The sequence below is a fragment of the Comamonas sp. 7D-2 genome (assembly GCF_022749555.1).
In the GTDB taxonomy this organism is placed as follows: domain Bacteria; phylum Pseudomonadota; class Gammaproteobacteria; order Burkholderiales; family Burkholderiaceae_C; genus Comamonas; species Comamonas thiooxydans.
The window spans coordinates 2,272,716-2,292,713 of record NZ_CP094238.1; the positions used below are offsets into that span (position 1 = coordinate 2,272,716).

The 19,998-nt window shown below is 63.8% G+C and carries 17 protein-coding genes and 1 riboswitch; of the genes, 5 read left to right on the plus strand and 12 right to left on the minus strand.

What is annotated here, in order from left to right; all coding sequences use genetic code 11:
- The first annotated feature begins 1,375 nt into the window (after positions 1–1,375).
- The 4 genes from MPZ60_RS10520 to MPZ60_RS10535 all read left to right on the plus strand — a co-directional run bounded on the left by MPZ60_RS10520 (position 1,376) and on the right by MPZ60_RS10535 (position 5,015).
- Positions 1,376–2,278: a glutamate ABC transporter substrate-binding protein gene (locus tag MPZ60_RS10520; RefSeq protein ID WP_034351868.1), complete on the plus strand. Its 903-nt coding sequence runs from the start codon at positions 1,376–1,378 to the stop codon at positions 2,276–2,278.
- Between the two features lie 3 nt (positions 2,279–2,281).
- Complete coding sequence (locus tag MPZ60_RS10525) at positions 2,282–2,944, plus strand: amino acid ABC transporter permease (protein ID WP_003063004.1); 663 nt, start codon at positions 2,282–2,284, stop codon at positions 2,942–2,944.
- Positions 2,941–3,741 carry an amino acid ABC transporter permease gene (locus MPZ60_RS10530; RefSeq protein ID WP_034351869.1) on the plus strand — a complete coding sequence of 267 codons (801 nt, stop codon included), beginning with the start codon at positions 2,941–2,943 and terminating at the stop codon, positions 3,739–3,741. The genes MPZ60_RS10525 and MPZ60_RS10530 overlap by 4 nt, the downstream gene beginning before the upstream one ends.
- A 266-nt stretch (positions 3,742–4,007) precedes the next feature.
- Positions 4,008–5,015 carry a LysR family transcriptional regulator gene (locus tag MPZ60_RS10535; protein ID WP_052057562.1) on the plus strand — a complete coding sequence of 336 codons (1,008 nt, stop codon included), beginning with the start codon at positions 4,008–4,010 and terminating at the stop codon, positions 5,013–5,015.
- 118 nt (positions 5,016–5,133) lie between these two features.
- On the opposite strand, the gene cobF is transcribed toward MPZ60_RS10535, so the two are convergent.
- Genes cobF through cbiT form a run of 4 tightly spaced genes read right to left on the minus strand, consistent with a single transcriptional unit; the run spans position 5,134 to position 8,319 of the window.
- A complete protein-coding gene (gene cobF, locus MPZ60_RS10540) occupies positions 5,134–5,892 on the minus strand; it encodes a precorrin-6A synthase (deacetylating) (protein ID WP_034351870.1) in 759 nt (252 codons plus the stop codon).
- The gene (cobM, locus tag MPZ60_RS10545) at positions 5,892–6,686 is read right to left on the minus strand and encodes a precorrin-4 C(11)-methyltransferase (protein ID WP_034351871.1); all 795 of its coding nucleotides are present in this window, start codon (positions 6,684–6,686) and stop codon (positions 5,892–5,894) included. Before cobM ends, cobF begins: the two co-directional genes overlap by 1 nt.
- Positions 6,683–7,126 carry a cobalamin biosynthesis protein gene (locus tag MPZ60_RS10550; RefSeq protein ID WP_034351872.1) on the minus strand — a complete coding sequence of 148 codons (444 nt, stop codon included), beginning with the start codon at positions 7,124–7,126 and terminating at the stop codon, positions 6,683–6,685. The genes cobM and MPZ60_RS10550 overlap by 4 nt, the downstream gene beginning before the upstream one ends.
- On the minus strand, positions 7,123–8,319 hold the full coding sequence (gene cbiT / locus MPZ60_RS10555) for a precorrin-6Y C5,15-methyltransferase (decarboxylating) subunit CbiT (protein WP_034351873.1): 1,197 nt from the start codon (positions 8,317–8,319) through the stop codon (positions 7,123–7,125). Before cbiT ends, MPZ60_RS10550 begins: the two co-directional genes overlap by 4 nt.
- Here cbiT and MPZ60_RS10560 point away from each other — a divergent pair.
- A complete protein-coding gene (locus tag MPZ60_RS10560) occupies positions 8,312–9,067 on the plus strand; it encodes a cobalt-precorrin-6A reductase (protein ID WP_080746064.1) in 756 nt (251 codons plus the stop codon). The genes cbiT and MPZ60_RS10560 overlap by 8 nt on opposite strands.
- Before the next feature lie 31 nt (positions 9,068–9,098).
- Here the strand turns inward: MPZ60_RS10560 and cobJ are convergent, their stop codons facing one another.
- The 8 genes from cobJ to cobW all read right to left on the minus strand — a co-directional run bounded on the left by cobJ (position 9,099) and on the right by cobW (position 19,981).
- Entirely contained in the window at positions 9,099–9,887 is a 789-nt protein-coding gene (gene cobJ / locus MPZ60_RS10565; RefSeq protein ID WP_034351875.1) for a precorrin-3B C(17)-methyltransferase, read from the minus strand.
- Between the two features lie 25 nt (positions 9,888–9,912).
- The gene (gene cobI, locus MPZ60_RS10570) at positions 9,913–10,653 is read right to left on the minus strand and encodes a precorrin-2 C(20)-methyltransferase (protein ID WP_034351876.1); all 741 of its coding nucleotides are present in this window, start codon (positions 10,651–10,653) and stop codon (positions 9,913–9,915) included.
- An 11-nt stretch (positions 10,654–10,664) separates the two neighbouring features.
- Positions 10,665–11,294, minus strand: coding sequence for a precorrin-8X methylmutase (locus MPZ60_RS10575; protein WP_034351877.1), 630 nt, complete (start codon positions 11,292–11,294; stop codon positions 10,665–10,667).
- Positions 11,278–12,549, minus strand: coding sequence for a nitrite reductase (locus tag MPZ60_RS10580; protein WP_242607006.1), 1,272 nt, complete (start codon positions 12,547–12,549; stop codon positions 11,278–11,280). The genes MPZ60_RS10575 and MPZ60_RS10580 overlap by 17 nt, the downstream gene beginning before the upstream one ends.
- A gap of 196 nt (positions 12,550–12,745) precedes the next feature.
- A riboswitch (cobalamin riboswitch) is annotated at positions 12,746–12,986 on the minus strand.
- Between the two features lie 172 nt (positions 12,987–13,158).
- Entirely contained in the window at positions 13,159–13,779 is a 621-nt protein-coding gene (locus MPZ60_RS10585; protein WP_241781276.1) for a VWA domain-containing protein, read from the minus strand.
- 44 nt (positions 13,780–13,823) lie between these two features.
- Positions 13,824–15,038 (minus strand): ATP-binding protein, encoded by a 1,215-nt coding sequence (locus MPZ60_RS10590; RefSeq protein ID WP_034351880.1) that lies wholly within the window; start codon positions 15,036–15,038, stop codon positions 13,824–13,826.
- Positions 15,035–18,871: a cobaltochelatase subunit CobN gene (gene cobN / locus MPZ60_RS10595; protein ID WP_034351881.1), complete on the minus strand. Its 3,837-nt coding sequence runs from the start codon at positions 18,869–18,871 to the stop codon at positions 15,035–15,037. The genes MPZ60_RS10590 and cobN overlap by 4 nt, the downstream gene beginning before the upstream one ends.
- Positions 18,872–18,934: 63 nt before the next feature.
- The gene (gene cobW / locus MPZ60_RS10600; RefSeq protein ID WP_034351882.1) at positions 18,935–19,981 is read right to left on the minus strand and encodes a cobalamin biosynthesis protein CobW; all 1,047 of its coding nucleotides are present in this window, start codon (positions 19,979–19,981) and stop codon (positions 18,935–18,937) included.
- Positions 19,982–19,998: the final 17 nt, after the last annotated feature.

Genomic DNA, 19,998 nt, shown 5'->3' on the forward strand with positions numbered 1-19,998 from the left:
AGCTATTGGCATTGTCGGGCACATGGAATTCCTGGCGACAACGTAACCATCCCTGGGATGGGTCGTCATTGGCAAAAGATGCTGTAAAAGTGGTCGGCATGCTATAGGCTATTTGAGGGTACATTTTCGCTGCACCATGGAGGCCATCATGCTGATTTACGTTAGCAACTGCCGTCAAGCACCAAGCGTTGAGTCGCAGGCCGAAGTTGACCTCTACCACTGGCGCATCCTGCAACTGAGCTCTGGATCGCTGCGCATTGCTGCCCAGCTGGACTCTGGGTCATTTCGAGTGACAACCTCACTTAGTGCGATCGATCTTCCTCGGAGGATTGTCAGAACCGAATCCGGTCGAAGATATCGCTTATGTGCACCTCCAGAGGAGGACCCATGCTTGACCATGTTGATGATTGCCAATGTTGCACGTGGGTCCAGTGCGACCACGCATGATGTGAGTGAGGTCGTATGGAGCGCGGTGGAAGCTGGTGCGTGGCTAAGCGAAGGGGGGAGCTTAATTCCTTCGATGCAATAAGGTTGGCTGCTTTGATCGAAGTAAAGTGAACAGCTCACGTTTAACCAACTCATGCCAAGCACGCGGAGGGATTGTCCAGTGTTAGCTCTAATCGCGAACGATAGCGAGCTCGGACATGGTTCTGACTCCCTTTCCAGTGTTGATGCGATGCAGAATTGTTCCCGCAGGACGCCAGAGTTGTTAGGCCGATCAAGGTGGCTCTGAGGTGGATCCTTAAGCTTCGGGCACCCCTTTCAGCTGAAACAGTGAATAGATTCGATTCAGGTCTCATGTTATCGATGAACTTTGCTAGCAGCGATTCTGTGAAAATGTTGCGACGAACCTTAATGAGAAAAGCACCTTCTAGTAAAAACCCTTGTATTTCTCGCGATCATTGATCATGTTTGCCATGGACAGTGCCAGGGACAGAGATGCTGCTCAATATCGCTGGATCTGTTTAGGGGTCGTGTGTATTTGGTCACGCCCGGTGACAGTGGAGGTTTCGACTTCTCAAGTTGATGGCTTGAAAGCTGCCGTCGAGGTGTTCTCAGCAGGTTGCCTTGGCGGTGTGATCTAGCGGCGGCAATATTGCCTTGCCTGCGGCAGGTGCTGCTTGGCCGGCTTGGCACCACCAATCGCATCGAGCTTGAGTTCAGACTGTTCGCTAGTTGCTATAGCCGGACGCCGGCAGGGTCAGTCTCTCGAATGAGTGCTAGGCAAGGCCTGGGACTGTTGGCGGTGTCGTGCCCTGTTGGGGCACAAGGGCCGTATTGTGTGCACAATGGTGACTACGCTCGGACGAGCGGCTCGCGCATTCCAAATGCTGCTTTATATTGATTCGCGTCGCAGACCATCCAAGAAGACCGCATGTCGATCAAATCCATTCTGAAATCCACCGTGGTGGCACTGACGATCGTGACCGGTGGGTCGCTTTTCGCACAGGGCACTCCCATCAATGCAGCGGCCTATGACGCACTGGTTGCGCAAGGGCCTGTGGCCGATGCGGCGACCATCGCATCGAGCACCTGGGCCAGCAAGATCAAACAGGCTGGCACGCTGCGCCTCGGCAGCACGCAAACCTCGAATCTTTTCTCGCTGCTCAATGAGAAAGACGGCAAGATCCGCGGCTTTGACCTGGGTCTGGCCCAGCTCATCACTCGCTACATTCTGGGCGACGCCGCCAAGTACCAGTTCACGCAGGTGACCTCGTCCACGCGCGAGCAGGTGCTTGTCAATAATCAGGTGGACATGGTCTTCGCCACCTACTCCATCACTCCTGCTCGCGCCGAGAAGATCTCGTTTGCCGGCCCTTACTACACATCGCAGTCCGGCGTACTGGTCAAGTCGAACAACAAGACGGTTCAGTCTTACAACGACCTGGGCGGCAAGAAGGTGGCCACGCAAGCGGGCTCCACGGGGCCTGCGATATTGGCTCAGTATGCCCCCAAGGCTGTCGTGCAAGAGTTTCAGACACATCAGGAAGCCCTCGATGCACTGCGTCAGGGGCGCGTGGATGCCTACGTGACTGATTACACGCTGCTGCTCAACGCCCTGAGCCTTGGCGCCAGCAACGCGCGGCTCGCGGGTGCGCCATTCGGCGCGCAGGACCCCTATGGCGTTGGACTGCCCAAGGGCTCGGACGGCGTAGCATTCATCAATGCCTTCCTGAAGAAGCTGGAGGCTGATGGTACCTGGGCCAAACTTTGGACTATCTCCATAGGGCAGCGTACCGGTAGCACGACTGTTCCGACGCCGCCCGCTCTGCCTTGAACAATGGGTGAGGTTTCCAGGCTCCTGGCCGATTATGGGCCTGCCTTCTGGCAGGCCCTCTTGCTGACATGGAAGCTCACGGTAGTGTCCTTTGTGCCCGGGGTCATGCTGGGTACGGTCGTCGCGGTGCTTAGGCTTATGCCATTGCCGCCGTTGCGCTTGGCACTGACCGTCTACGTCGAGATCTTCCGCAATATTCCCAGCGTAGCGCTGCTGATCTTCATCGTTTTCGCGCTACCCGATCTCAACATCGTGATCGACTATGAGCCTAGCGTGATACTGACGCTGACGCTGGTCTGCTCCGCATTCACGGCGGATTACCTGCGCTCGGGTATCAACACCATTCCCGGCAGCCAGATTGAGGCAGCACTCAGCCTGGGCATGCGGCCGCTGCAGATTGTTTCTGCCGTGGTCTTGCCGCAGGCACTGCGTTCGGTGGTGCAGCCGATGACTTCGTTGCTGATTGCATTGATGCTGTCGACCTCTCTGGCGTCGCAGTTGCCGTTTCCAGGCCGGGAGCTCACTGCGCTCGTATCCAAGATCGCCAACGATTCGGCGCTCGGCATTGCCGCGTTCGCAGTGGCTGCCACCATGTATGTGGTGACAGGCCTGCTCATCGCCTGGGCCGGCGCAGCTCTGGAAAAGAAAGTGCGGATACTGCGATGAGCCGCTCTCTGGAGGACATTCTGTTTGCTGCGCCAGGCCCCCAGGCCCGGGCCGTCACCAACGCGGTGAGCGCGATCGCCGCAGCCGTGCTGCTTTTGCTGGCGGTGGCCATCGTGTTCCGCTTCCATTCGGCAGGGCAGCTCGATGCCCCGTATTGGGAATTCTTTGCCTGGCCGACGACCTGGAGCTTTCTTGCCAAAGGTCTGCTCGGCACGCTGGCATCGTCGGCGATGGCCGCCGTCATTGCTCTGGCCCTCGGGCTGGTGCTGCTGCTGGGGCGGCTGTCGCGGCTGAGGCTGATGCGTTGGCCCAGCATTGCTGTCATCGAGTTCCTGCGCGGCACGCCGACGCTGCTGCTCATCTATGTTTGCTTTCTGGTGCTGCCATCGGTCGGGATCAAGCTGAGCACCTATTGGATGCTGACCTTGCCCATAGGCCTGAGTACCGCAGCCGTGGTTGCCGAGGTATACCGCGCGGGCGTGCTAGCCGTTCCGCGCGGCCAGACCGACGCCGCGCGAAGCCTGGGTTTGACCGAAGTCCAGGTCTTTTTCTTCGTCGTTTTTCCTCAGGCCCTTCGCTACATCGTTCCGGCACTGGTTGCGCAACTGGTCATCGTGGTCAAGGACACCACCTTCGGCTATGTCGTCACCTATGGTGAGCTCATGCAGAACGCCAAGGTGCTGATAGCAAACTACCATTCGCTGGTGCCTGTGTACCTGGTTGTGGCGGCGCTTTACTGCCTCGTGAACTATGCGATTTCAAAGGCGAGCCAGCGACTAGGTAGACCCATGCATTGACCGCTCTCGGGTGGTTCGCGGGCGGCTGGTACGGCGCTCTGTCATCCGCAGACGGGGCAATTGCATGACAATGCGGTGTCGCGGCGTTTCCTCCGACCGTTCAAGCGGGTGTGAATGCATAGTCGGATGCGTGCAAACCATCCGAATCATGCTCACTTCGGTGCTCGATGCGAGCGGCTCGCTCTCGAACACCGGCGGTGTTCGGTGCTGGCATTGGCGAGAGGCTGGAACGAACTTTGTGGAAGCGATCGACATCCGTTGAAATCATGGCTGCTGACTCTTCTTTTTCTCAGATACAGGCCGGAGCAGGGGCTGCAAGCCCCGAGGGCCGCTTGCTCTTTTCCCGTATGGTCAAGCAGGTGCGGCTGCGTCAGTTGCAGCTTTTGCTGGCTTTGCAGCAATGCGGCTCGGTCATGCAGGCGGCAGTGGAGCTGAACATGAGCCAGTCAGCGGCGACCCAGGCCCTGGCCGAGCTGGAGCGGGTGCTGGACATCAAGCTGTTCGAGCGCCATGCACGCGGCATGCGGCCCACAGTGGCAGGCCAGGCCTTGATCGATGCGGCACGCGGCATGCTGGTGGGATTGCAGGAAGTGTCCGAATCGCTGGCCTCCATCCGTCGCGGGGCTTCGGCAGCGTTACGCCTCGGGGCCATTCCGGCAGCTGCGCTTTCGGTGCTCTCCCAGCTGCTGCCACGCTTTTACGAGGCACACCCGCAGGTCTATGTGGATGTGCATGAGGACGCCAGCGCCCCTTTGCTGTCGCAGCTCATGGCTTCCGGTCTCGATGTGGTGTTCTGTCGCCAGCCCCAGCTTTTGCCGGTGGAGTTTTCCTTCGAGCCGCTGCTGCTGGATGCGGCAGTGGTGATTGCGGATGCTGATCATCCGCTGGTCGGGCGGCGCGATGTGCCGCTGCCTGCCTTGAGGGGTGCGCGCTGGGTGCTGCCGAGCTTTGGCATCGCGGTGCGCAATATCGTGGAGACCGAGGTGCTGCCCGTGCTGGAGGATGCCTCCTGGTTTCCGGCCTCCACTGTGTCGCTGCCCGTGCTTGAGGGCCTGCTCACCCAGCCTGGGGCCGTATCGCTGGTGCCCCGCAGCATTCTGCCGGGACTGCGTTCCCAGGGGCGTGTGCGTGCGCTGGATGTGCGTATGGAGGGCGGTTTGCCACCATTGGGCGCGGTGTATCGCACAGACCATGCGCCAGCGCTGCTGCAGGAGATGCTCAGACTCTGGCATCGGCTCGAGCTGCCTCATGCAGCAGTACCGGCGTCCGCATAGGCTGGCATCGGCAGGCAAGCTGAACACCCCAGGCCATCGATTCCTTGATGAGGTGAAGCACACCGCACGGTGATCCGGTGTGCCCGCCAGGCGACGGATGCGCCTGGGCGACCTTGGGTCAGGGGGCCGCGACCCTGCGCAGCAGGTAGATGTCCATGATCCAGCCATTTTGTTCGCGGGCCTGGGCGCGCCTGCTGGTGATGTCTGGCGCGATGTCGCAAAGCCGGCCATGCATGAGCAATTGCTGGGGCATGCCCAGATAGGCACCCCAGTAGATGTCGACATCGGTGTCTTTCAGCTGTTCATAGCTGCGTTGACCATCCAGCATCACGACCAGGGTGTTCACCCCGGATGGCCAGCCGTTTTCACGCAGCTGGCGACCGGTGGTGATCAGAAAGGGCTCGCCGATTTCATTGAGGGCAATGCCGTGGGCGCTGCACAGCACCTGCATGGATGTGATGCCAGGCACGACGCATACCTGTTCGCGGGCCAGGCCCAGACGCGAGGCAATGCGCAGCGTGCTGTCGTAGAGGGCCGGGTCGCCCCAGACAAGCAGGGCCACGCGTCCCGAACGGGCAGGGAGATGCTCCTGAAGACTGGCTTGCCAGCGCCGGGCAATGGCCTCATGCCATTCGTCCACTTGCTGGTCGTAGTCCGATCCCTGCTGGCGGCGTTGCGGCATGTCGAAGTGAGCAATTCGGCTCTCTTCCACGGCCAGGCCTTGCAGCAGCGACAGGCGGACCTGGGCCAGCTCGGCCTTGCTGTCCTCCTTGTGTGGCAACAGAACCAGGTCAGCGCTGCGAATTGCTTTCTCTGCTTCCCGGGTGAGGTGATCGGGGTTGCCGGTGCCGATGCCGATCAGGAACAGCTCCAGCATCAGGCGCCCTCGGTTCCGCGAGGGAAGCGCGGTTCGTCGCCGCGCGGCCGGTAGCGGCGATCGTAGTCATTGGCATAGAGTCGGCTGCTGCCGAAATCCTGCTGATTCAGGGTGGCCCCGACCAGAATCAGTGCGCTGCGCTGCAGCGGATTGGATTGGGCGGCGCTGGCGATATCTCCCACGCGGGTGCGCAGCACTTGCTCGTCCGGCCATGAGGCGCGCCAGACAATGGCGGCAGGGCAGTCTGCGCCGTAATGGCTGGTGAGCTCCTGCTGCACCTGTTCGGCCACGTGGACCGACAGATGAATCGCCAGTACGGCGCCGGTCGCCGCGAAGGCGGCCAGGGTTTCGCCGTCGGGCATGCTCGACGCCCGGCCCGAGGTGCGTGTCAGCACCACCGATTGGCAGGAGCCGGGCAGTGTCAGCTCGGCTTCCAGCGCAGCGGCTGCGGCACTGAAAGCGGGGACACCGGGAGTGACGGTGTAGGGGATGTTCAGCTCGCGCAAGGCGCGCAACTGCTCACCCATGGCAGACCAGATGCTCAGGTCGCCGGAATGCAGGCGGGCAACATCCAGCCCTTGTTCGTGTGCGGTCTGGATTTCGGCCACGATGTCTTCCAGCGACATGGGGGCGGTGTTGACGAGACGGGCACCTGCAGGGCAGTGCGCCAGCAGCTCGCTGGGTACCAGCGAGCCTGCGTACAGGCACACAGGTGAGGCGGCCAGCAGATCACGCCCGCGAACGGTAATGAGGTCGGCCGCACCGGGGCCGGCTCCGATGAAATGAACGGTCAAGGCAAAACTCCAGGGATAAATGGTGTGGGCAGCGGCAAGCCGGCAATCGCCAGCGTCGCACGTCGGTCTGCCGAAACGGTGCGCAGCACCAGCAGCCGGCTATGGGCCAGGACGGCGCCGGCATGTAGGGCCAGGGCTTCTGCAACGCTGCCCGTGGCAAAGCGCTGCTGCAATCTTGCGGAATGGGATGGTGTGGCGATATGCGCAATCGCGCTTTCGGCACAGGTCTTCCAGTCGATATGGCCAGGAATCTGGCTCGCCCAATCCTGCAAGGCGCGCGCCGCTGAGGTCTGGCTCCTGGTGGCCAGCAGGGCAAAGGTCCAGCGGCAGGGCGCTGAATCCGCACCTCCAAGTCTCTGGCGAGCCTGGGTCCAGCAGCTTTCGAATGATTGAGGCAGAGCACCGGCTTGAAAGCCCCAGCCCGCGAACAGATGTCTCATTGGCTGCTCCAGACCCACTGCACCAGGGGGCGGGCAGGGGACCAGGAATGCATGCTGCCCAGGCTCTGAGCTTCGCTCCATTGCAGCTGATACAGCTGGCCGCCATGTGTGCGGTGCAGCTCCAGCAGCAGTGCCTGGGTGTGCAGCGCCACGGCATTCACCACGAGGCGCCAAGGACCGGAAAGACGCATGCACAAGGCATTGAACAGCTCCGCGCTGAAGCCGCCGCCGACAAAGACGGCCTGTGCCTCTGGCTGCAGACGGGGCAAGGCTGCCAGTGCATGGTCATGAACCACTTCGAGCGCTGCCGCATAGCGCTGCGCGTTCTGCGCAATATTGGCCGCGCGCGCGGCGTGCTGCTCCACGCAGATGGCCTGGCCGCCAGCCAGACACCACTCGACGGCGACCGAGCCCGAGCCCGCACCCAGATCCCAGAGCCACTCGCCCCGGCGCGGTGCCAGCGCGGCCAGCGTCATGGCGCGCACCGGGCTCTTGGTGATCTGCCCGTCGTGTGCAAACTCACCGACGGGTCTGCCTGGTACCCGGGACAGGCCGTTTTCGCCGCGCGCTTCGAAAGCCGCAGTCACAGGGGCCTTGGCCGGCTGGGTTGCCAGCAGGGCGGTCAGCTCGCGCACCGTGCCGCTGCGAATGTCCTGCTGATCGCTGCCTGCTTGTTCCACCAGCCACAGCGGGCTGTCGCCCCAGCCTTGCTGCAGCAGCCATTGAGCCAGGGTGTGAGCGGCCGGGCCGTCACGCAACAGGCAGATAAAGCGCTCTTGAGGCGCCAGCAGAGGCGTCAGGCTGCTCAGGCTGCGGGCATGCAGGCCCAGGCAGTGGGTGCGCTCCTGGGACCAGCCCAGCTCGCCTGCAACCCAGGAAAATGTCGAGGCTTGAGGGTAATTGCGCCACTCGCCCAACTCCAGGTGCCTGGCCAGCGATGCCCCGGCACCGAAGTGAAACGGATCGCCGGACACCAGCACGGCCACGCCTTGCTGTCCACGCAGCTGCAGCACGGGCTCGACGCTGAAGGGGATCGGCCAGGCTCTGCCACGCGCTCCTGCTTGCGCCAGGGCCAGATGACGCGGACTGCCGAACACAACACTGGCATCATCCAGGGCTTGTCGCGCTGCGGGGCTCAGGCCTTCCAGCCCTGACGGATGAATTCCGATAATTGAAAGCCACGGATTGGCCATGACCCAAGTTCTCCTGTTAGGCGGCACTTTCGATGCCTATATGTTGTCCACGCTGCTGCATGAGGCCGGGGTGCAGGCCATCTATTCCTATGCCGGGGCCACCCAGACGCGCCGTACTCCGGCCTTGCCTGTGCGTGTGGGCGGCTTTGGCGGTGTGCAGGGGCTGGTCGATTACCTGAGTGCGCATCACATCACCCATGTCATCGACGCCACCCACCCATTCGCCGCACAGATGAGTGCCCATGCCATCGCGGCCTGCGCCCAACTGAATCTGCCCTTGCTGTCCATGGAGCGGCCAGCCTGGCAGGCGCAGCCCGGCGACCAATGGCAGCATGTGCCCGATATGGCGGCTGCCGCACAGGCCTTGAGTCGGTCTTTGAAGCGAGTGTTTCTGGCCATAGGACGCAAGCAGCTGGCGGCGTTTGCAGGCCTGGCCGACGAGCACCAGTTTGTGCTGCGCGTCATCGACCAGGAGGGCGGTGCCCTGCCCCTGCCGGCATCCAGCTATGAGCTGATCGTTGCGCGCGGTCCGTTTCGGCTCGCCGACGAACTGGCGCTGCTCGGGCAGTACCGCATCGACTGCATCGTCAGCAAGAACGCCGGTGGTGCAGATACCTATGCCAAGATCGAGGCCGCGCGGCAGCTGGGTATTCCGGTCATCATGGTCGACAGGCCGGTGCTGGCGCCGCGCACCCAGTGCCAAAGCCCGCAGCAGGCCATGGAGTGGTTGCGCCGGCAGCGCTGCTGAGCACTTGTGCCCGGCAAGGCCTTGCGTGCGCTCAGGCATGGTCTGTCACGGCAGAGGTAGCGCTGCTGGCGGCCTTATAGCTGCGCGGGGTATAGACATGCTTGCCCACCTGCCTGGTCTGGCTGTTGCCCACAATCACCACCGTGCGCATATCGGCCATGTCGGCTTGTGCGTCCAGCAGCCGCACGACCCGCAGCGTTTCATCGGGGCGGCTGACGTTGCGGGCAAAGCAGATCAGGCGCTCGGGCTCGCATTCCTGCTGCAGCACCTGCAGTGCTCGGGAAAAGCCTTGCGGGCGTGATCGGGAGCAGGGGTTGTAGAACGCCATGGCGAAATCGGCCTGGGCGGCCAGACGGATGCGGCGCTCGATGATGCTGGCGGGCTTGAGGTTGTCAGACAGATTGATGGTGCAGAAGTCATGTCCCAAGGGGGCGCCCAGACGCGCTGCCGCGGCCAGCATGGCGGTGATGCCCGGCTGCACCTGCACGTCCACGCCTTGCCAGCGGGCATGCTCCTCGGGGCTGGCCTGCTCCAGCGTCTCGAACACGGCACTGGCCATGGCGAAAACGCCCGGGTCACCCGACGAGAGCATCAGCACCTTGCGGCCCTGGGCTGCAAGATTCAAGGCGTTGCGCGCACGCTCCAGCTCCTCACGGTTGTCGCTGGCATGCAGCTGCAGATGTTCCAGACCCTGCAGCCGCTCCACATAGGGAAAGTAGCCGAATGCATCGCTTGCGCTGGCGATGCTGTCGCGCACCTGCTGCGTCAGCAGCGCATCATCGCCCGGGCCCAGGCCCAGCACCAAGAGTTGTGGAGGCATTGTGGTCGTGCTCATGACAGCGCATTCACATGTCGTTTGCCGGGCGGCGGCCCTGGCCGTGCACGACGATGATGGCGAAATAGGGGCAGCGCTCGGGTGCGTCGCGCAGCGGCATGACCTGCTGATCGCTCATGGTGCCGTTGATGACCAGCCAGGCTCGCTCCAGCTTGCCTTGCTCGCTCAGCAGCGTACGGATGCGGCCCAGATGCCGTCCCACCTTCATGATGACCAGCGCATCCGAGCGCGCCATATGCTCGCGCAGCGGCGTATCGGGCAGGGTCGCGGGCAGCACGCTCATCACATCGTCACCCCAGGTCATGGGAATGCCGGTGGCATGCCAGCAGCCCACCATGCCGGGTATGCCGGGCAGCACTTCCACGGTCACCTGTTCCGCCTGGCGCAGACGCACATAGAGGTGCATGAAGGAGCCGTAGAAGAACGGATCGCCTTCGCAAAGCACGATCACATCCTCGCTGCGTGTGAGCTGAGTCAGCCGGGACTGCCAGTCCTGATAGAAGCTGGACAGCTGGGCGATGTAGCGCGGGTCGTCGTGCGGAATCTCCGTGGTCAGCGGGTACTCCATCGGGTACTCCGTAACCTCGGCATGCAGCAGGCCGTTGACCAGTTGCCGCGCCTTGCCCGGGTGACCGCGTTTGCGGAAGTAGGCCACATGACGGGCGTTTCTCAGCAGGCGGTCGGCCTTCACGCTCATCATGTCGGGATCGCCGGGACCCAGTCCCACGCAGAAGATTTTTCCGTGATTCATGGTGACTCCTCCTACTCCACCGTGGTTGCCAGCGCGTTGATGGCGGCAACCGTGATGGCGGAGCCACCGAGGCGTCCTTGCACGATGGCAAACGGAATCTGTCCCCATTCGCGCAGAGCGTCCTTGGACTCCGCAGCTCCCACAAAGCCGACCGGGCAGCCGACGATGGCCGCCGGGCGCGGGCAGTCCGGGTCCTGCAGCATATGGAGCAGATGAAACAGGGCTGTCGGCGCATTGCCGATGGCGACCACGGCGCCGTCCAGATGCTCGCGCCACAGCTCCAGTGCTGCGGCGCTGCGGGTGTTGCCCATGTCGGCTGCAAGCGCTGGCACACGCGGGTCCTGCAGGGTGCAGATGATGGGGTTCTGGGCCGACAGGCGCTTGCGCGTGATGCCCTCGCTGACCATGCGTGCATCGCAGAGCACGGGTGCTCCGCGCTGCAGTGCGGCTTCCGCCGCTTCGGCAAAGGTCGGGGAGAAATGGATATGTGCGGCCAGCTCCACCATGCCGGCTGCGTGAATCATGCGGCAGGCGACCCGCTCTTCCACGGGGTTGAAGCGCTTGAGATCGGCCTCTCGGCGGATGATGCTGAAGGATTGCCGGTAAATCTCTTCACCGCACTTTTCATAGTTGTAGGTCATTGAGTTGTTGCTGTATATCGTGAGGATCGGAGTTCAGAGGCCGATAGGGAATGGATGCCCTGGCTGACGGCTGAGCTTCAGCGGGGCTGGCGTGCAGCCATATCTGGCCCGTTGTGTCCTGGCTGGCAAACACCACACTTGTCGCATCGGCAGGCAGGGCACAGAGCTTGGCGCAGCCGCTGATATGAAGATGCCGGTCCGCCGCCTGTGAGCTGGCGAATTGCAAGGCCATGGGCTGGGCCGGGATATGGGCCTGAGGGCAGTTGGGGGCGCCGGTGCAGGCCGAGACCCGCAGGCGCACATCCGCGGACTGGCTGATCCAGTCCCTGGCATCGAGCCGGGCAGGCAGAGAATCCAGGTGCTTGTTCGGCAGAAGCAAGAATTTCCAGGGCGTGACCCGGATCTCCGCTTGTTCGGGCATGAGAGCCGCCAGCTTCTGTATGGCCCATGCGTCCAGGCGTCCCAACGGGGCGCCGAGCAGCAGGCCGTGGGGGTTGGGCGCTCCGGGCCGCAACGACCTGGCAGCGTTCCTGTCCAGAGTCCGGGGCTCAAGGTGATGACTGGCCTTGGCGAGTCCGCAGGCCTGAAGGTCGATGGGCTTGGCAAGGCCGCGCAATCGGCCTGCCGTCTGCGAGCTGCGCTCACGGGCAAACCACAGGGCAATCTGTATGGCTGCTTGCACGGCAGCCGGTGCAGTCTCAAAGCCATACCAGTCTTCCGATTGGCCCAGGGCAAGCCCATAGCCTCCATCGGCGCAGGCCCATAGCTGAAGGTCGGAGCTCAGGCTTCGGAGATGACACTGCGGATCGTCGACCAGCATGTCGAATTTGCCGGGCAGGGCCGGCATGTTCTGCTGTTGCAGGGCCAGGGGACTGAGGTCACGCGCCGCTGCACCGGAAAGCGCCAGAGCCAGTGCATGGGTGCGATCTCCTCTGGTATAGAACGGAGTGCAATGCACGGCAGGCGCCAGATCTGCCTGTTCATCGGCAGGGGCCAGTCTCGAGACAACGAGCGCTGCGCGCAAGGCAGGCAGGGCCGATTCGTGCACGCCGCGCAATTGCAGATTGCCGAGGCGGGTCAGCTCGATCTGGCCCGAGGCATGGGTTCGTGCGAGTTCGGCCAGTACCAGCCACTGAGCGGCGGTTAGAGACGCGCAGCGAGGGCGCACGCGAACGATCCAGCCGTCCTGTGCCTGCATGGGCTTCCAGGTGCTGGGGCACCAGCCGCGAATCTGAATGGTCTCAGGGCTGGACAAGCGCTGCTCCAGGCGATGAGGCCAGGGCGCGGCCGGCCCGCTGGGACAAATCTGACTGGCAAATTCCATGCAACATAGGTCATCCACGGTCGGTTTGGCCGATACCCGGGCCAGACAAACAAAATGTGCAGAGGGAAATGAAGAGGTGATGAGCCGCACGCAGGCGCTGGCTATCACAAGCCACATGCAATCCCGCTGCGCCTTGTACACATCAGGCCGGTCTCCGGACTTACAGAGCCCACCTGAGGGTGGCATGTCGATGCGCCTTCCCGCTTTCGCAGTGGCGGCCATGGCCGTGGGCCAGAGCGTGCATCGCCATATATCTGATTACCGTTGCGGGTGCAGTGCAGGATTGATGGGGATTCCATTCACCTGCTTCTCGTTTCACCTCCGCGTGCAAAAGCACGCCATGAGGCACCTGTGGTGGCGCGATCTTACGCGATAACCTGGTGCACACGGCCGAACTCATCGGCCTGACAGCCGCTTTCCTGCCGCCCGTGTGGCCGCTGAATATCGATAGGGCGAGCAGGGGGAGTGTGATGCCCTGTCAGATGATTATCAAAATAGATAGCTATTAACGCTTTCCTGTTAAGCGGTAGATGCCTTTTCTTAGCTAATTTTCAGCGGCAGTCGCAGAGTATCCGGCCAGGCCTTTGCCAGCCGCTCGGCACCACCAAACAGGCGCTTGTTCTGGCCCGCAGCGGCTTCACAGTCCACCAGAATCTGCGCAAGGGCAGGTATGGGGCCGCGCTCCAGCTGCAGTACATCGGGGCTGCGGAAGTCGCTGATCAGCCAGAGGCAGGATGGTTGCCGGGAGTATCTGGCCGCCATCTGCCAGCCCGCCTGCAGGGCCTGGGCCAGCGGCGTGCCGCCACCGCCACGCAGCGGCTCGATCAGATCGGCATTCCAGCGTGGCGCCCGCGTGGGCTCCAGCAGCCAATGGAGCCGGCCTGAGCCGAAGCAGAGCAGGGCCACGGATTCGCGCTGCAGGTAGGCCCGGCGCAGCCACTGCAGCAGCAGGCCCTTGGCCTGGGCGAATGCGCCGCTCTCCACCATGGAGGCCGAGCAGTCCAGCAGGAACAGGTGTTGCCTGCGCACTGCTCCCTCGGGCTGGCGCCAGCGCAGATGTGCGTGTGCCAGTGGCTGGCCCTGGCGTTGGCGCAGGGTGGCTGTCCAGTCAATCGATGCCCCTGGCATCTTGTGGACGCTGGATACGGCATGGCTGGCCAAGGCCAGGCCATGGTTTTCGGAGCCGACTTGCCCCCGGCCGGCGCTCAGCGCAGCGGACCGGAGGCTCGGGCTTTTTTTGCGGCCAGGGCCTCCAGGGCTGCCTGTGCCATGGCGTCGGCCTGTTGAGCCTCAAATACGACGCTGCTCACGGCTTGAGCCTGTCCCCAGCCGGCAGGCGGCTGTTCGAGGCTCGGGCCTGCCTCTTGAGGCAAGGAGCTGGTGGCGCCGGGCTCGCGGTTAGCCGGTGAATGAGATGCTGGTGCCTGGGTATCGGGCTCTGTGCGGGCTGAGCTGCCCGCGGCTGACGGTGTGGCGGGCGTTGCCGGCGGCTGGGCAGAAGGCGTGGCTGCGGGGGGCTGCCGCAGCTGGCTGGAGCTGCCCGGATCTGGCTGGCTGGCGCGATGCTGCAGCACCAGTGGCGCGACTTCGGACACATGTGCGGGCGTGATGCTCTGACTGCCTTGCCAGGCCGCCAGGGCGCGTGCAGCGCGCAGCATGACCAGGTCGGCGCGCAGCCCGTCGACCTGGGCGGAAATACACTGCAGGGCCACGGCCTCGTGGACGGCATCGCTCCAGGCCAGCTCCGAGGCATTGCGGCAACGGCTGCGGGCCAGCGTCAGCCTTTGGCGAATCTCCTGCTGCCCGGTTGCATGAGATCGGGCGAAGCCCTGGGGATCCTGATCAAAGCGTAGCCTGGCTTTGACAATGCTGCTGCGCAGTTGCGGATCATTGGCATTGTCCAGTTGCACGCAAAGGCCCAGTCGGTCCAGCAACTGTGGCCGCAGCATGCCTTCCTCGGGGTTCATGGTGCCGATCAGCACAAAGCGCGCGGCATGGCTGTGCGAGATGCCGTCGCGCTCTATGCGATTGATGCCGGAGGCCGCCACGTCAAGCAGCACATCGACGATGGCATCGGGCAGCAGATTGATTTCATCGACATAGAGCACGCCGTCGTGCGCCTTGGCAATCAGACCCGGAGCGAAGCCCACTTCGTGGCCTGAGAGCGCCTTGGACAGGTCCAGACTGCCGGTCACATGCTCGATGGAAGCGCCTAGCGGCAGGGTGACAAAGGGCGCAGGGGCCAGCAGGTCCGCCAGCGCGCGGGCCGCCGTGGACTTGGCCGTGCCGCGCGGGCCTCGAATCAGCACGCCGCCCAGCTGCGGCTCTATCGCGGCGAGCAGCAGGGCCTGCACGAGGGCGGGCTGTCCCTGTATGGCAGAGAGTGGGAATACGGGTGCCGGATCGTGGTTCGGGCTCATTGGGAAACCTGTCCTTCCATGAATTCTTCGTGCTCCAGCATCTGGGTCAGCAGGCTCTGGCGATGCTCGCCGGGCTGCTCCCACATGCCGCGGTCTATGGCTTCCAGCAGGCGCGAGACGATATCTCCCAGCGCCTGTGGATTGTGCTGGCGCAGAAACTGGCGCACGCTCTCATCTTCCACATAGGCCTGGGTGACCATGGCGTAATGCTGGTCCGAGACCAGCGCGGTGGTGGCATCGAAGCCGAACAGATAATCCACCGTCGCCGCCATCTCGAAGCCGCCCTTGTAGCCGTGGCGCATGGCGCCCGCAATCCACTTGGGGTTGGTGACGCGGGCGCGCACCACGCGGCCGATCTCCTCGGCCAGGGAGCGAATCCTGGCAGACTGAGGATTGCCGTGGTCGCCATGATAGACGGCAGGGTCGCTGCCGCCCAGGTGCCGCACTGCCGCCACCATGCCGCCCTGATGCTGGTAGTACTCGCTGGAGTCCAGCAGGTCATGCTCGCGGCTGTCCTGGTTCTGTAGAACCACATCGAGTGTCTGCAGACGCTGCTCCAGCGCGGCGCGGGCCGGCACGCCATCGGCCTGCTGGCCGTAGGCATAGGCTCCCCAGTGCAGATAGTGGCGTGCAAAGTCGCCCGCGTCGGTCCACTGGCCGCTACGCAGCATCTCATGCATGCTGGCACCATAGCTGCCGGTGGGCGCTCCGAAAACGCGCCACAACGCCTGTTCGCGGGCCGCGTCGGCGCTCAGGCCCTGATCCACGGCAGCCTGCGTATCTCGCAGCACGCGCGCGCGGATGGGGTTGTCCTCGGCGTCCTCATCGAGCTCGGCCACGGCACGCACCGCGGCATCGAACATCTGCACCACGTTGGGAAAGGCATCGCGGAAGAAGCCGCTGATGCGCAAGGTCACGTCGACACGCGGGCGACGCAGCCCCACGGCGGGAATGACTTCAAAGTCGGTCACGCGCTGGCTGCCGGCCGCCCATTTGGGACGAACCCCGATCAGGGCAAAGGCCTGGGCGATATCGTCACCGCCGGTACGCATGGTGGCTGTTCCCCATACGGAAAGACCGATGGCCTGTGGATATTCGCCATGCTCCTGCAGATAACGCTCCAGCACGCGCTGCGCGGACTGCTGCCCCAGTGCCCAGGCGGTCTGGGTGGGGATGGCACGGGTGTCCACGGTGTAGAAGTTGCGCCCTGTAGGCAAGGTGTCGCAGCGCCCGCGCGAGGGCGAGCCGCTGGGGCCGGGTGGCACAAAGCGTCCTTGCAGTGCTTGCGAGAACTGCAGCAGCTCCTGCGGGCCGCAGGCATCCAGTGACGGTGCAATCTGCTGCTCTATGCGCGTCAGCACTTGTAGTGTGTGCGGCCAGTCGCGGGCCAGCGTGGGATTGGCAATGACCTGCAGGGCCAGCAGCTCGAGCCGCTCGCGCGTGTCGCCGCCATGGCGCCAGCTGCCGGCATCCTGCTGCTGCAGCGCGGCCGGGCGCGGGCCGTTCCAGGGGGCTGCGGCATCCATGTCCAGCGGGTTCCAGTCCATGGCCGGCAGCAGGTCGGCTGTCAGCGCATTGAGCAGGCCTTGCTCGCTGCCGACATTGCCGGGATAGCGTGCCAGCGAGAGCAGGGTGGATTCGCGCAACTGGCCCTGTGGCGAGCTGCCGAAGATATGCAGGCCATCGCGGATCTGGGTTTCCTTGAGTTCGCACAGATAGGCATCGATGCGTTCCAGCAGCAGCTCGTCGGCACCGGGCTGCGCGCCCGCCGCTTCGAGACCGAGTTCGCGCAGCAGATCCTGCTGTCTGGCGCAGTCCAGAATCTGCTTGCGCAGCATGCCGGAACGGCGCAGATCGACCAGCAGGGCTTCGTAGTACTCGTCCACCAGGCGTTCCAGCTCCTGCATGGGACCGTGGTTTTCGGCGCGCGTGAGCGGTGGCATCAGATGGTCGATGATGACGGCCTGGCTGCGGCGTTTGGCCTGAGCCCCTTCGCCGGGGTCGTTGACGATGAAGGGGTAGACATGCGGCAGCGGGCCGAGAATGGCATCGGGCCAGCATTGCTGCGACAGCGCGAGGCTCTTGCCCGGCAGCCATTCCAGATTGCCATGCTTGCCCACATGGACCATGGCGTCCACGCCGAACACATCGCGCAGCCAGAAGTAGAACGCCAGATAGTGATGGGGCGGCACCAGCTCGGCGTCGTGATAGCTGGCGTAGTCATTGCGCCCGTCGAGAGAACGTGCGGGCTGTATGCCGACAAAGACATGGCCCAGCTGCAGGCCCGCAATCATGAACCAGCCATCGCGCAGCATGGGGTCTTGCTCGGGCGCTCCCCAGCGCTCGGCTATGGCCTGGGCCATATCGCCGGGCAGTTGTGCCAGACGCTGTTGATAGGCCTGCAGCGAATAGCCCTGACTTGCAGGGCGCAACGGCCATTTTTTGGGGTCATTGGCGATGCCTTGCTGCAGCAGGCCCATCAGCGCCAGGCCGGAGTCGGGCCGCGCAGCAGCATCCCCCAGTTGCCAGCCGTCGCGTGCCAGCTGATCCAGCAGGGCAATGACGGATTCCGGCGTATCGAGACCCACGCCGCTGCCCATGCGTGCCTCGCTGCCCGGGTAGTTGGCCAGTATCAGCGCGGCTTTCTTCTGAGCCGCAGGCTTGCTGCGCAGCTGGCACCAGCGCCAGGCCAGCTCGGCAATCCAGGCAATGCGGTCGGGCTCGGCCTGGTAGCTGATCACATCGGTTTGCGTCAGCTCGCAGCGATGGGCCAGGCCTTTGAAGCTCATGGCGCGTGTCATGATGCGACCGTCCATCTCGGGCAGCACCACCTGCATGGCAATGTCGCGCGGGCGCAGGCCCTGGCTGTCGGCCAGCCAGTCCTCGCGGTTGCTGCCGCTGGCAATCACCTGCAGCACGGGAATGTCGCCGGCCAGCGCGTCGGCCGCCTCGCCGGTGCGCGCATGTTCTCCGAGGGCCGCAAACGCCGTGGTGTTGAGAATGATCTGCACCTGGTGGGTGATGCACAGGGAGCGCAGCGTCTGCAGGCACAGCCCGTCCTTGAGCGACTCCAGGGCCAGCGGCAGCGGGTTCAGGCCGCGCGCGAGCAGGGCGTCGGCCATGGCATCGAAGGCCTCGGTATTGGCCGCCAGCAGATGCGAGCGATAGAAGACCAGCATGGCCACGGGGGCGCCGGGCGTCCAGCGTGCCTGCAGGTCGTCCAGGCCCGGAAGATGCTCTGCATCGTCAGCCAGCCAGGCTTGAGGCACATGCACGGCCACGGGGGGCAGCACCCGCACGGGCGCTCCCTCGCGGCCCTGGTTCAGGCCCCAGGCTGCCGCCATGTGCAGGAACTCGCGTGCATTGCCCAGGCCGCCGGCGCGCAGGTATTGCCACAGCGCACGGCTTTGCTCGGGCTCCAGCGTGCCTTTGGCCAGCAGTTCGGGATCTTCCTGGTTGTCGCCCGAGAACATGGCCAGCTTCTGGCCCTTGCGGCGCGCCAGCTTTTGCAGCTGCTCGATGCCGTAGGGCCAGGTGGACTCGGCTCCCAGATGATCGACGATGACCAGCCTGGCATGCTGCAGCACCTCGTCGATATACAGATCGAGCGAGGCGCTCTGGCGCAGATGCAGCAGGTTGGCCAGGCGCAGCGTGGGCGTGGACCCTGCGGCCCGGGGCTCGGCCTGCAGCCACATCCGGTAGGCATCGGCCAGCAGCGACAGCGTGGTGTCGGCAGAGCTGAGCACCACCATGTCTGCAGGCGTCTGGTCCAGACGGGTGATGATGCTGTCGTCTTCGACAAAGCCGCCGGGGCGGGAGCTGAGCAGGTGCATGATTCAAAAAGATAGCTTTATCCGCTTGCCAGTAAAGCGATAGAGGCCGATTTGGCTAGGATTTTATGCCTGGGCGCCCATCAAGGCCTGGCGCAACATGGCGGCGTCCAGCTGCTTGCCGATGAACACCAGACGCGTGGCCGCAGCTTCGCCGTCGGCCCAGGCACGGTCGAAATAGGCATCAAAACGGCGGCCCACGCCCTGCACCAGCAGACGCATCTTCTTGCCAGGCAGAGCGGCAAAGCCCTTGACGCGCAGCACGCCATGCTGCTCCACGATGGACTGCAAGGCCTGCATCAGGCGGTCGCGGTCCACGGCACCCAGGTCGAGGTGCAAGGAGTCGAAGGCATCGTGGTCATGGTCTTCGTCATGGTCATGGTGGCTGTGCTTGTCGTCGATCGACAGCTCGGCGGCGCGATGCTGGCCCAGCAGCACGTTCAGGGGCACCTGGCCCTGCACGGCTTCGATCATCTTCACGCTGGCCGGTACTTCTTCGGCCACCAGGGCTCGCACCTGACCGAGTTGTTCGGCCGTGACCAGATCGGCCTTGGACAGCACCACCAGGTCAGCGGCCGAGAGCTGATCCTCGAACAGCTCATGCAGGCTGGCGTCATGGTCCAGATTGGGGTCGGCCTGACGCTGCTCGTCGACAGCATGCGGATCATGGGCAAACTGGCCGGCGGCCGCAGCGGGCGTGTCGACCACGGTGACCACGGAATCGACGGTGAAGACATTGGCAATGTCGGGCCACTGGAAGGCCTGGACCAGGGGTTTGGGCAGGGCCAGGCCGCTGGTCTCGATCAGCAGCACATCGATGTCGGCGCGGCGTTCTGCCAGGGCCTTCATGACGGGGAAGAACTCTTCTTGCACGGTGCAGCACATGCAGCCGTTGGCCAGCTCGTAGATCTGGCCGTCTGCGCCGCCTTCCTCCTTGCAGCCTATGGCGCAGGTCTTGAGGATTTCGCCGTCAATGCCCAGTTCGCCGAACTCGTTGACGATGACCGCCACGCGCAGGCCCTTGGCCTGCTCGAGAATATGGCGCATCAGCGTGGTCTTGCCGCTGCCGAGAAAACCGGTGACGATGGTGGCGGGGATTTTGGTGGTTTGCATGGATCACTCTCCGGATG

Excerpts from the sequence above, each read along its gene's own strand:
- MPZ60_RS10520 (WP_034351868.1), top strand. The coding sequence starts at position 1,376 with ATGTCGATCAAATCCATTCTGAAATCCACCGTGGTGGCACTGACGATC.
- MPZ60_RS10525 (WP_003063004.1), top strand. The coding sequence starts at position 2,282 with ATGGGTGAGGTTTCCAGGCTCCTGGCCGATTATGGGCCTGCCTTCTGG.
- MPZ60_RS10530 (WP_034351869.1), top strand. The coding sequence starts at position 2,941 with ATGAGCCGCTCTCTGGAGGACATTCTGTTTGCTGCGCCAGGCCCCCAG.
- MPZ60_RS10535 (WP_052057562.1), top strand. The coding sequence starts at position 4,008 with ATGGCTGCTGACTCTTCTTTTTCTCAGATACAGGCCGGAGCAGGGGCT.
- cobF (WP_034351870.1), bottom strand. The coding sequence starts at position 5,892 with ATGCTGGAGCTGTTCCTGATCGGCATCGGCACCGGCAACCCCGATCAC.
- MPZ60_RS10550 (WP_034351872.1), bottom strand. The coding sequence starts at position 7,126 with ATGAGACATCTGTTCGCGGGCTGGGGCTTTCAAGCCGGTGCTCTGCCT.
- cbiT (WP_034351873.1), bottom strand. The coding sequence starts at position 8,319 with ATGGCCAATCCGTGGCTTTCAATTATCGGAATTCATCCGTCAGGGCTG.
- cobJ (WP_034351875.1), bottom strand. The coding sequence starts at position 9,887 with ATGCCTCCACAACTCTTGGTGCTGGGCCTGGGCCCGGGCGATGATGCG.
- cobI (WP_034351876.1), bottom strand. The coding sequence starts at position 10,653 with ATGAATCACGGAAAAATCTTCTGCGTGGGACTGGGTCCCGGCGATCCC.
- MPZ60_RS10575 (WP_034351877.1), bottom strand. The coding sequence starts at position 11,294 with ATGACCTACAACTATGAAAAGTGCGGTGAAGAGATTTACCGGCAATCC.
- MPZ60_RS10590 (WP_034351880.1), bottom strand. The coding sequence starts at position 15,038 with ATGAGCCCGAACCACGATCCGGCACCCGTATTCCCACTCTCTGCCATA.
- cobN (WP_034351881.1), bottom strand. The coding sequence starts at position 18,871 with ATGCACCTGCTCAGCTCCCGCCCCGGCGGCTTTGTCGAAGACGACAGC.
- cobW (WP_034351882.1), bottom strand. The coding sequence starts at position 19,981 with ATGCAAACCACCAAAATCCCCGCCACCATCGTCACCGGTTTTCTCGGC.